Annotated in this window: 10 protein-coding genes; 1 reads left to right on the top strand and 9 read right to left on the bottom strand. The window is 66.5% G+C overall.

Annotated elements, in window-relative coordinates:
• Positions 1-395: hypothetical protein (locus tag GJ693_RS16910; protein WP_197042101.1), on the top strand; the 395-nt coding region annotated here is incomplete at its 5' end.
• Between the two features lie 6 nt (positions 396-401).
• Here GJ693_RS16910 and GJ693_RS10435 read toward each other — a convergent pair.
• The 9 genes from GJ693_RS10435 to GJ693_RS16905 form a co-directional block, all read right to left on the bottom strand.
• Positions 402-752: a DUF3147 family protein gene (locus GJ693_RS10435; RefSeq protein ID WP_156256247.1), complete on the bottom strand. Its 351-nt coding sequence runs from the start codon at positions 750-752 to the stop codon at positions 402-404.
• Positions 753-790: 38 nt separating this feature from the next.
• Positions 791-2,167, bottom strand: a complete 1,377-nt coding sequence (locus GJ693_RS10430; protein ID WP_235902814.1) for a M28 family peptidase — start codon at positions 2,165-2,167, stop codon at positions 791-793.
• 159 nt (positions 2,168-2,326) lie between these two features.
• On the bottom strand, positions 2,327-3,055 hold the full coding sequence (locus GJ693_RS10425) for a cistern family PEP-CTERM protein (protein ID WP_156256245.1): 729 nt from the start codon (positions 3,053-3,055) through the stop codon (positions 2,327-2,329).
• Between the two features lie 248 nt (positions 3,056-3,303).
• On the bottom strand, positions 3,304-4,041 hold the full coding sequence (locus GJ693_RS10420; RefSeq protein WP_156256244.1) for a PEPxxWA-CTERM sorting domain-containing protein: 738 nt from the start codon (positions 4,039-4,041) through the stop codon (positions 3,304-3,306).
• Between the two features lie 273 nt (positions 4,042-4,314).
• Positions 4,315-5,121 (bottom strand): LysR substrate-binding domain-containing protein, encoded by an 807-nt coding sequence (locus tag GJ693_RS10415; protein ID WP_156256243.1) that lies wholly within the window; start codon positions 5,119-5,121, stop codon positions 4,315-4,317.
• Positions 5,122-5,152: 31 nt separating this feature from the next.
• Positions 5,153-5,560 (bottom strand): Co2+/Mg2+ efflux protein ApaG, encoded by a 408-nt coding sequence (gene apaG / locus GJ693_RS10410; protein ID WP_197042102.1) that lies wholly within the window; start codon positions 5,558-5,560, stop codon positions 5,153-5,155.
• 5 nt (positions 5,561-5,565) lie between these two features.
• Positions 5,566-6,774, bottom strand: a complete 1,209-nt coding sequence (gene metZ, locus GJ693_RS10405) for an O-succinylhomoserine sulfhydrylase (protein WP_156256241.1) — start codon at positions 6,772-6,774, stop codon at positions 5,566-5,568.
• An 87-nt stretch (positions 6,775-6,861) separates the two neighbouring features.
• Positions 6,862-9,921, bottom strand: a complete 3,060-nt coding sequence (locus GJ693_RS10400; RefSeq protein ID WP_156256240.1) for an efflux RND transporter permease subunit — start codon at positions 9,919-9,921, stop codon at positions 6,862-6,864.
• A partial coding sequence (locus GJ693_RS16905) for an efflux RND transporter periplasmic adaptor subunit (protein ID WP_408014563.1) occupies positions 9,918-10,384 on the bottom strand: 467 nt, incomplete at its 5' end. The genes GJ693_RS16905 and GJ693_RS10400, both read right to left, overlap by 4 nt.

The raw sequence follows: 10,384 nt of genomic DNA, 5'->3' as shown, positions 1-10,384 counted from the left end.
ACACGCTGGCCGCCGCGCTGGTCGCATGTTGGCAGGCGCGCGGCGTCCGCTTCACGCGCGAACAGGTGATGGCCCGCATCGGCCCGCGTTCGGGCCGCGCCGCACTGCTGGCCGTCGCCGGCGCTGCCATCAGCGCCGATGAGGACGAGGTGGAAACTGCGGTCGAGATCGTCTGGGAGGCCGGCCAGGCGCCGCTGGCCGCCGAACCGCTGATGCACCGCGACCTGGCGCGTGGCTTGCCGCTGCTGCTGATCACCGGCGATGGCCGCGCCCTGCTGTTGCACGGCCTGGGTGCCGGCGGCGCCGACGCCAGCGATCCGCTTTCTGGTCAACGGCTGGCCGTTCCGATGAGCGAGATTGCCCTGATCGGCCGGCCCGTTATCGCCGGCGCCTGACCGCGGTCAGAGCCGCAGGCCAAGCCGCGGCGCGGCCCAGGTCATGGCCAGGTACAGCGCAATGGTCAGCACGCAGCCGGCAAGCAGGGCGACGGGAAAAGCCCAGCCGCGGCCCAGCAGCGCCGGGATGACCAGGAACATCGGCAGCGACGGCAGCACGAACCAGAAGGTGGCGCGGGCATGATCAGCAAGCAGCGCGGGATCGCCGCTGTCGTTCCACAGCCAGATCATGCCCAGCACCGAAACCAGTGGCAGCGAGGCAATCAGCGCGCCAAAGCCCGGATAACGTTTGGCCACGGTGGCCACGGTGGCGACAATCAACCCGGACAGCATGGCCTTGATGATGAACTGCAGCATCATGCCTCTCCTGCTGGCCGGATCTGTTTCGGCCAACCTCAGGGCCGCGGCTGCGGTGACGGGAACGGCGGGTTGCTGATGAAGCTGCCGGCATCGCCCGGATAGGCGACTGGGCTTTCGCTGCCATCGGCGGCAACGGCCGAAACGCCGAACAGCCAATCATCGATCGACGCCTGGTCCAGCACCAGCGACGTGGCGGCAGCATCGGCGCTGCGGCTGTACTGCCATTGCGGCGCGGTGGTGTCGCGCCACCAGACCTTGTAGCCGGCAGCGCCCTTCACCGGGGTCCAGCTCACCTTGGTGTTGGCGCCTTCGTTGCGCTCGATGCTGACCGCAGGCGGCATCGGTGCGCGGGCCAGGGCCGCCAGGCCAGCGACGTTGAGGCGGGTGACCTTGGCCAGATACTGGAAATCCACGCCGGGGATGAGATCGCCATAGGCGCGGCCATTCTCCACCCGGATATTCTGGTGCTGGCGGTCATAATGTTCCACCGCCTCGGTGATGCGCACCGCCGGATAGCCGGCCTCCAGCAGGCGGGTCTGGTCACCGCCGCGGCCGAAGCGATCGGTGCGATAGACCATCTTTACATCCAGGCCATTGATATTGTGATCGGCGAGGCTGTCGAGGAAGCGCGCCAGGTTGCGGCTGGGCGAGTCATTCTCGCCGCCATTGTAGCGGCGGCGGTTGGCCTGGGCGGCCGATTCCACCGCCTTGGTGCCTTCGGAAAACACGCGGACATGGCCTGAATCCTTCATGCCGCCGATGCCGGTGGAATTGCCGACGATATCGTTGTTGAGATCGGCTTCCACCACCCAGCCCTGGGCGCGGGCATAGTCGGCAAGCACCTTGCCGCCGTTCAGCCCCTGCTCTTCACCCGACAGCACGGCATAGACGATGGTGGCGGCAAACTTGTGCTGAGACAGCACGCGCGCCGCCTCGATCACGGCGGCGGTGCCGCTGCCATCATCATTGGCGCCCGGCGCGTCGCCCTTCGCATCGAGCGGGTCCGAATTGCGGCTGTCGATATGGGCGGACATGATGATCACCCGGTTCGGATCGCTGGTGCCGGGCTGGATGGCCAGCACGTCCACGATCTCGGTTGGGTTGGGCAGGCGGTCGCCGGTAAAGACCTGCGACGGTTTCTGGATGGTCAGGCAATTGCCGCAGGCGGCACTGAAGGCCTGGAAGCGGCTCTCGGTCCAGCGGCGGGCGGCGCCGATGCCGCGGGTCGGGCTGGTGGTATCGCTGGCCGAATGGCGGGTGCCGAACCCGACCAGGGCCGTGATGCTGGCCTTCAGCTCGACCTCGCTGACACCGGCGGCGAGCGTGGTGAGCGGCGCATCCGCCGCCAGCACCGGCACCGAACCGGCGAGCAGGGCCGCCACGGCCACCATGTTGCGCATCATCACCATCATCTTGACCCCCATCGTGAAACAGGCTGCCCCGATGGCGCGGGCGCCCGGCTTTGGCAAGGGGCGCCGATCACGGTGAGCCGCGCCAAAAGGCAGCAGCCGGCCCAAACGACAATGGCCGGCCCCCGCGCGGGGACCGGCCATCTGTTCGGGTAAGCGCTGTCAGGCCGAAACGCTGGCCAGACCGCGACGGCGACGGGCGGCAAAACCGACCATGCCGAAGCCCGAGAGCAGCATCGCCCAGGTCGCCGGTTCCGGCACACCGCCGCCTTCACCATCGAAGCCACCGCCGCCGGTGCCCAGGCCGATGCCCGAGGTCACCCGGCCCTGCCCGGTGATGGACTGGTAGCGGACGATGAAGTGGTTGAAGATGACCGAATTGGTCGGGTTGTTGGTGAAGAGCAGATTGAAGGTCTGGTTGCCCGTCGTGCCAGCAGCCAAACCACCGCCGCCGCCGCCCTGGCAATTGTTGTTCGCCGTCAGGCAGAAGTCGATCGTGGTCTGGCCGCCGATCTGCGGGAAGCCGGCATTGATCACCGCGGTGCCGAACGGACCGACCAGCGGCGTTGCACCGACGATTTCCGGGTTGCCGTCAAAGCCCCAGCTCACGATACGGCCGCCGGTCCCCGGATCAGACAGGGTGTTGTCGATGGCCGCGCTGAACGACCAGACATTGCCCGCCACGCCCGTGAGCGTGAAGGTGATCGCGGACTTCAGGCCCGGCAGCACGGCCGACGGATCGCCACCGATGCCATTATAGTTGTAGGTGAAGGACTTGCCGACATCGGCCGACGTCACTGTGATCGGCGAGTCCACCAGCGGCACGACGGCCAGCGCCGGGGCGGCCACGAAGGCCGCAGCGACTGCTGCTGCAAAAAAATTCGGTTTCATGTTGTCCACCCTCGCAAAAACACGGGCAGGAAATTCTGCCCCCTACGACCCATTCACAATGCTTTCATATCAATGAACGAAAAGCAATGCGAATTAAGTCCACGTTAACCTTTTATGCATCTTTTTCATGTTGCGACCCACGCTGCCCAAGCGACCATCAGGCAAAGGGGAAGAGAGTGCGGGTGCCAGGCCCAGGCCCCCTGTGCCGGCAAATTGCCAACCCCGGGCCTGGCCCCCGCGGACGCCAATCAGGCCGCAGCGCGGACCTGACGGCGACGGGCGAAGCCAACCAGGCCAAAGCCCAGCAGCAGCATCGCCCAGGTTTCCGGTTCCGGCACGGTGGCGGTGAAGTCACCCGAGCCGCGCGCCGTGAAGTTGGAGAAACGGCCATTGGCCTGACCACCCAGGCCGCCCGGGCTGAAGGTGAAGCCGGGGATGACGTTGGCCAAGCTGATCGAGAAGTCGGTCAGCTTGATCGGCGGGAAGTCGAGGAAGGCGCTCGACACGTTGAAGAAGCTGTCACCCGGGATCGACACCAGGGCGTTGCCCGAGGTGCCCGGCACGATCGCCGAAAGTTCACCGCCGGTGAAGCTGAGCGTCAGGATGTTGGCGCCAGCCGCCACATTGGTGGAGCCGATGGTGAAGGCATTGACCGCCTGGAACGACACGGTGCCGCCGGTGAAGGCCTGCGACCACAGGCTGCCGGAGTTGTTCACCGCATAGCTGGTGCCGCTGCCGTTGAAGGTCATCTTGGCAGCGACGCCCGAGATGAAGCCGCCCCCGAAATCCTCGAGCGTGACCAGCACGTTCTTCGGCGTCACGGTCGACAGGGTCCAGCCCGCCGCGCCGTTGTCCTTGTAGGTCAGGTTGGCACCGGCCTGATTGGCGGTAAAGCTGAGGATCGAGACCGAGGTGGTGGCCTGGGCCGCCATCGGCATCAGGGCGAGCGCAGCAGCAGCGATCGCCGACTTCATAAGCATCTTCATGACAACTCCCTCACAGACACACGTCCGGCACCCCCGTGGCCACCGGTTGCGTGTGGAGATGCAATATTCATACCAAATTAAGGAATTTGAAAGTTTATGCAGGATTCAAGCAACTTAACTCTTTATGACCAAATTCTTAATTTCATAATTTGTAAAGTTTTCCGACAGTTTTCGGGGTTAATGACCGCGTAACCATAGTCCGGCCCGCCGCAGCGGCGGACCGGAGACTCAGCCATTTTGGAAGGTTGGACCGGCCGGATTCAGCCGATCAGTTCAGCCGATCAGGAATGCCACCAGCGCCCTGACCTTGGCCTGCCGCCATTGCGGCGTTGGCGCGGTCAACCACCAGGCGCCAGCCATTGCTTCGCCCTCGTCCAGGGCCACCAGCCGCCCTGCGGCGAGATCGGCCGCGGCCAGCAGCGCCGGCACGCGGGTCTTGCCCAGGCCCGATGCCGCGGCGTCCAGCGCCAGGCCGGGATCGGCGACGGTGAGCGCGCTTTCAACACAGGGCGTTTCGGGATCGAGCGGGTGGGCGATGCAGGGCGCGTCCGTCCCTGCCCCCGGTGCCGCCACCGTCACCAGCCGTTCCGGCCCCAGGGTGCGGCCATGAATGCCCTCGGCCTGCGGCTCACTGCCGAAATAGAGGGCGAGATCGAGATTGGCCTGGGTGAAATCCACCTCGCCATCCTCGTGCGCACTGATCGAAAAGCGCAGATCCGGGTTCTGCCGGCCATAGTCGGCCAGCCGCGCGGTGAGCCATTTCGCCATCAGTGCGCGCGGCGCCGCAATCGACAGCACCCGGCTCGATTGCCCGGCCTGCATCTGGCGCACCGCCTCTTCAAAGGCCAGGAACCCCTGCTGCAGCGCCGGCAGCGCCTGTTCGGCCTCGTGGGTCAACTCCAGGTTGCGGGTCAAGCGGCGGAACAGCACCACGCCCAGCGTTTCTTCCAGCGCCCGGATCTGCTGGCCCACGGCCGCCGGCGTCACCGCCAGTTCGTCGGCGGCGCGCGTAAACGACAGGTGCCGCGCAGCCGCTTCGAACACGCGCAAGGCATTGAGGGGCAAATGGGTGCGCTTCATGCGATCACTTTGGCGCGAGCCGAACCGGCAATCAATGCACCGGCTTGCGGCCGGGCAGTTCCAGGGCAAAGGCCGGGATGGTCACTGGGAAACGGCCGCCATCCTCTCCCATCATCACATAGCGGCCTTCCATGCGGCCCGACGCGGTGGCGAGCGGGCAGCCCGAGACATAATCATAGGCGCCGCCCGGCCCGATCAGCGGTTGCACGCCCACCACGCCATCGCCTTCCACCTGTTCGGTGCGGCCATCGCCATCGGTGATCAGCCAGCGCCGCGCCATCAGCCGCACCGATGCGGTGCCGCCGTTTTCCACGCGGACATGATAGGCCCAGACGAAATAGCCCCGCTCCGGATCGGATTGGTCGGGCAGATAATGGGGGGCAACGCGCACAGTAATGCTGCCGGTGGTCTCGGCATAGGGGAAGATCTGGCCGATCATCCCCGTCATAGGCCGGCCACCCTTAAGGCCTGGTCGAGATCCTCCACCAGGTCGTCGGCGTCTTCCAGCCCGATGCTCAGCCGCAACATGCCTTCGGTGATGCCCATTTCGGCGCGCACCGCTTCCGACAAGCTGGCGTGGGTGGTGCTGGCGGGATGGGTCATCAGCGAGCGCGAGTCGCCGAGATTGTTGGAGATATCGATGATGTCCAGCGCATCGAGCAGCGCCTGGGCCTGGGGGCGGCCGCCATCGAGGTGGAGCGCGATAATGGTGCCGCCCGCCTTCATCTGGCGCTGGGCCAGATCATGTTGCGGGTGGCTGGCCAGGCCCGGATAAACGGTGCGCGGCACCCGCGTCGCCAGGAATTGCGCGACCTTCGCGGCATTGGCGCACTGCTGACGCACGCGCAGCTCCAGCGTCTCCAGGCTCTTCAGCACCACCCAGGCGTTGAACGGCGAAAGATTGGGGCCGGTGTGGCGGGCAAAGGCGAGATAGGTGTCGTTGATCCATTTTTCGCTGCCGACCACGGCGCCGGCGAGCACGCGGCCCTGCCCGTCCATGAGCTTGGTGGCGCTGTAGGCGACGATATCGGCGCCATGTTCCAGCGGCTTCTGAATCACGGGCGAGGCAAAGGCGTTGTCCACCATGACCAGCGCGCCGGCATCATGGGCGATATCGGCGATCGCGCGGATATCGCACAGGTCGAGCCCCGGATTGGTCGGCGTTTCGAGGAAGAAGGCCTTGGTGTTCGGCCGCCGCGCCTTTGCCCAGGCATCGACGTCGCGGGCATCAACGGTGGTGGTTTCGATGCCGAAGCGCGGCAGGATCGAATCGACCAGCACCCGGCACGATCCGAACAGGGCGCGCCCGGCGACCAGGTGATCACCGGCCGACAGGGTGGAAAGCAGCATGCCGGTCATCGCCGCCATGCCGGTGGCCGTGGCGCGCGCGGCCTCGGCGCCTTCAATGAGGGCGATGCGGCGTTCCAGCATTTCCACCGTAGGATTCTGCAGCCGGCTGTACGTCATGCCCGGCCGTTCGCCGCGGAAGCGCGCTGCGGCCTCCTCGGCATTGTCGTAACAATAGCCGGAGGTCATGAAGATGGCTTCGGAGGTTTCGCCGACTTCGGTGCGCATGGTGCCACCGCGCACCATCTGCGTGGCTGGCCGCCACAATTTCACCCGTTCAAGATCAAGGCCCGTCGTCCGCTTCATGGGCTCGGCGATAAACCTGTGCTGCCGCTTAAGCAATGAAGCGCAGCTTCACCTTGCCAAAGCGTCACATAAACTTGACAGAATTTGTCAATCCGCGCTGACGCTGCCGGCCGGCGCGCCCTGAACGATCAGCAGATACATGACCGGCGTGACGACGCGCGACAGGATGGTGGACGACACCAACCCGCCGATGATCACCCAGGCCAGCGGGCCATACAAGCCGGAACCGGACAGGGCGAGCGGCAGCAGACCGCCGATCGCGGTCACGCTGGTCAGCAGCACCGGCAGGAAGCGCACCTCGCCGGCCTCCTCGATGGCTTCGCGCAACGGCCGGCCGGCTTCGCGCAGCTGGGTGGTGAAATCGACGAGCAGCAGGCTGTTCTTGATCTCGATGCCGATGAGCGCCACGAAGCCGATGACGGCGGTGTAGCTGAGGCTGTTGCCGGTGAGGAACAGCGCCACCAGCCCGCCGAACAGGCCGAGCGGGATGACGCCGGCCACCACCAATGTCTCGCGGAAGCGGCCGAATTCGATCACCAGCACCGCCAATATGCCGAACACGGCGAGCGCGATGATCGGCCCCAGCCCGCCAAAGCTGCGCGCTGCCGTCTCGGCTTCGCCGCCAACGTCGAAGCGATAGCCGTCGGGCAGTTTCACCTTTGACTGCACCGCATCGACAACCGCCTTGTTGACCTTGGCGGTGAGATAGCCGTCGGACACCTGGGAATCGACATAGACGACGCGGCTCTGGCGCTCCCGGCTGATGCGCGGCGGCGCGGAATCGAGATAAGGCGTCGCGATTTCGCGCAGCGGCACCGGGCCACTGCTGCCGGGCATGTAGATATCGTCCAGCACCCGCACATTGTGGCGTTCCTCGAGCGGCAGGCGCACGACGACATTGTAACTGTCGCCCTCGACATCACGGAAGCGGCCGGCATTTTCCCCGGCCAGCGCCAGCCGCAAGGTGCGGCGCGGCGCGCCCGGCGCGACGCCGAGCAGCGCAGCCTTGTCATGATCGAGCCCGAGATTGAGGCGCGGCGTGTCCACCGCCACCGGGTTGCGCACGTCGCGGGTGCCGGGCACCGTGCGCATCACGGCCTCGGTTTCGGCCGCCAGGCGCTTGAGCACATCAAGATCAGGCCCGATGATGCGCATCAGGATCGGCGCGTCGATGGGCGGGCCGTTCTGGAAAATCTTCACCATGAACTGCGCATCCGGCACGGCCGCGAGCTTGCGGCGCAGGCGTTCGACCATCTCGGGGCTGCCCGGCTTGTCCCAGGCCTTCAGCGTCACCAACACCTCGCCGATGTTGCTGCGCTGATCATTGTTGGACTGGTTGTAGAAGATGCGCGGATTGGCGCGGCCGATGTTGCTGGCGGTGCCGGTGACGTTGGGCTCGCCCTTCAGCGCGTCCTCCACGGCCTGCACCGCCCGGTCGGTGGCCGGGATGGCCGTGCCTTCGCTGGCTGTCACCTGCACCAGGAAATAGGGGGTTTCGGCCGGCGGAAACAGGCTGGAGCCGATCAGCGGCACCAGGCCAAAGCCCGACAGGATCAGGAGCGTGGAGACACCCATTGCCCGCCACGGATGGGTGAGGCCCCAGTGCAGCACCGGCTGGTAGAAACGGTGGATGCCGCCGTTGACCGCCTGCAGGAAGCGATTGCCATGTTCGCTTTCCTCGCGCGGCAGGATGCGGCTGGCGAGGAATGGCACGATGGTGAGCGAGACCAGCAGCGAAGCCGCCACCGTGCCCAGCACCGCCACCGGCAGGCTGCGGGTGAACTTGCCGGCGCCTTCAGGCAGCATGGTCAGGGGCAGGAAGGCAAACAACAGCACGAAGGTGCAGCCGATCACCGCCACCGCGATCTGGCTGGTGCCATCGATGGCCGCCTGCTCGCGTTTCTTGCCCATCCTGAGGTGTCGGGCGATATTCTCGGTCACCACGATGCTGTCGTCCACCAGCAGGCCGAGCGCGATGATGAAGCCCGAAATCGCCAGCTGGTTCAGCGTGAAGCCGCTCCAGCCCAGCACGGCCACACCCATCGCAAGGCTGAGCGGCACCGAGACCATCACCACGATGGACGCGCGCCAGCCCAGCGGCAGCAAAGTGATCAGCACCAGCCCCAGCGCGATGGCGAAATCGCGGCCCAACTGGCCCAATTTGCGGGCGATGTCGTCGCTCTGGTCGAACGCCACCTGCAACTGCACATCGGGCGGCAGCAGCCGGCGATAGGCATCGGCCGCCGCCACCGCGCCGTTGCGGATGTCGAGCACGTTGAGCCCGTCCTTCTGGGTCAGCGTCACCCACACCGCGCGCTTGCCGTTGTACCGGGCATAGTGCGGCTGTTCCTCATAGGCCCAGCCGACCTGGGCGATATCCTTCACCCGCACGATGCGGCCGCCCTGGGCGCGGATCGGCTCGTCGGCCACTTCGGCGACGCTGCGATAGGCGCCGCCGGCCTGCACGTTGAGCCGGGCATTGCCCGACTGCACGGCGCCCGGCGGCAGATCCTGGCCGCCGCCCCGCAGCGCATCGGTGACGGCAGTGACCGGAATGCCCAGTTGCGCCATGCGCCCGGTATCGAGCGCCACCCGCATTTCCGGCGTTGGCAGCGCCCACACCCGTGCCGCGCGCACTCCCGGCACGCGGATCAGGCGCTCGCGCAGATCTTTGGCGATCTTTTCCAGCCGGCGATAGGAAGCGGTGTCGGAGACCAGCGCGAACTGCAGCACGGCGGCTTCGGTGGTGCGCGACTTCTGGAATTCCAGCCGGGTCAGCGCGCTTGGCAGATTCTGCCGGATGGCGTTCACCTCGCGCACGATCTCGTCATAATTTTTCTCAGGGTCACCATCCCAACCGAACTCGCCGGTGATGACAGCGGTGGAGTCGGTGGAACGCGATTGCACCTTCACGATGCCATCGAGGCCCTGGATCACGTCCTCGATCGGCTTGGCGATGGTGGTTTCCATGTCGGACGGCTCGGCGCCGGGCACGTTGGCGATGACGCTGATGAACGGCGACGGGAAGTGCGGATCGACCGAGCGCGGGATGGTGAAGAAGGCCGAGGTGCCCAGCGCCGCCAGCGCCAGGAACACGACCAGCGTGATCTGCCAGCGCTGTATGGCAAAGCGGATGATGGCGTTCACTTGGCGGCCAGAGTCTTGGCAGGATAATGCGCCAGTTCGACCACTTGGCCATCGCGCAACCGGTCAACACCGGTGGTCACCACCTGCTCGCCGGGTCGCAAGCCGCCGGTCACCACCACGCCATCGGGCCCCACCGGCCCCAGCGCCACCAGCCGCTGCCGCACGCGCCGGGTCACCGGTTCCAGCACGAACACGAAGCCTTCATCGGCCCGCGCCGAAAACACCGCGGTGGCCGGCACGCTGATCGGCGCGCCCGGCTCGGCCGCACCCAGTACCAGCCGCGCCCGGCCGATCTGGCCCGAGGCGAGGCGCCGGTCTGCCGGCAATTTCACCTCCACCCGGAAGGTGCCGGTACCATCATCGCCGCGCGCGCCCACTTCGCTCACCACGCCGGCCAGCGTGCCGGCACCGAGCGCTGGCACCGACACCTGCGCCGGCATGCCCTGGCGCACCCGCGCCGCAT

The sequence above is a fragment of the Sandarakinorhabdus oryzae genome (assembly GCF_009733735.1).
Lineage (GTDB): Bacteria > Pseudomonadota > Alphaproteobacteria > Sphingomonadales > Sphingomonadaceae > Sandarakinorhabdus > Sandarakinorhabdus oryzae.
The sequence above is the reverse complement of the archived record's forward strand: the minus strand, read 5'-3'. Positions and strand labels throughout refer to the sequence as shown.

Coding starts and splice junctions, on each gene's coding strand:
- GJ693_RS10435 (WP_156256247.1), bottom strand. CDS start 752: ATGCTGCAGTTCATCATCAAGGCCATGCTGTCCGGGTTGATTGTCGCC.
- GJ693_RS10430 (WP_235902814.1), bottom strand. CDS start 2,167: ATGATGGTGATGATGCGCAACATGGTGGCCGTGGCGGCCCTGCTCGCC.
- GJ693_RS10425 (WP_156256245.1), bottom strand. CDS start 3,055: ATGAAACCGAATTTTTTTGCAGCAGCAGTCGCTGCGGCCTTCGTGGCC.
- GJ693_RS10420 (WP_156256244.1), bottom strand. CDS start 4,041: ATGAAGATGCTTATGAAGTCGGCGATCGCTGCTGCTGCGCTCGCCCTG.
- GJ693_RS10415 (WP_156256243.1), bottom strand. CDS start 5,121: ATGAAGCGCACCCATTTGCCCCTCAATGCCTTGCGCGTGTTCGAAGCG.
- apaG (WP_197042102.1), bottom strand. CDS start 5,560: ATGATCGGCCAGATCTTCCCCTATGCCGAGACCACCGGCAGCATTACT.
- metZ (WP_156256241.1), bottom strand. CDS start 6,774: ATGAAGCGGACGACGGGCCTTGATCTTGAACGGGTGAAATTGTGGCGG.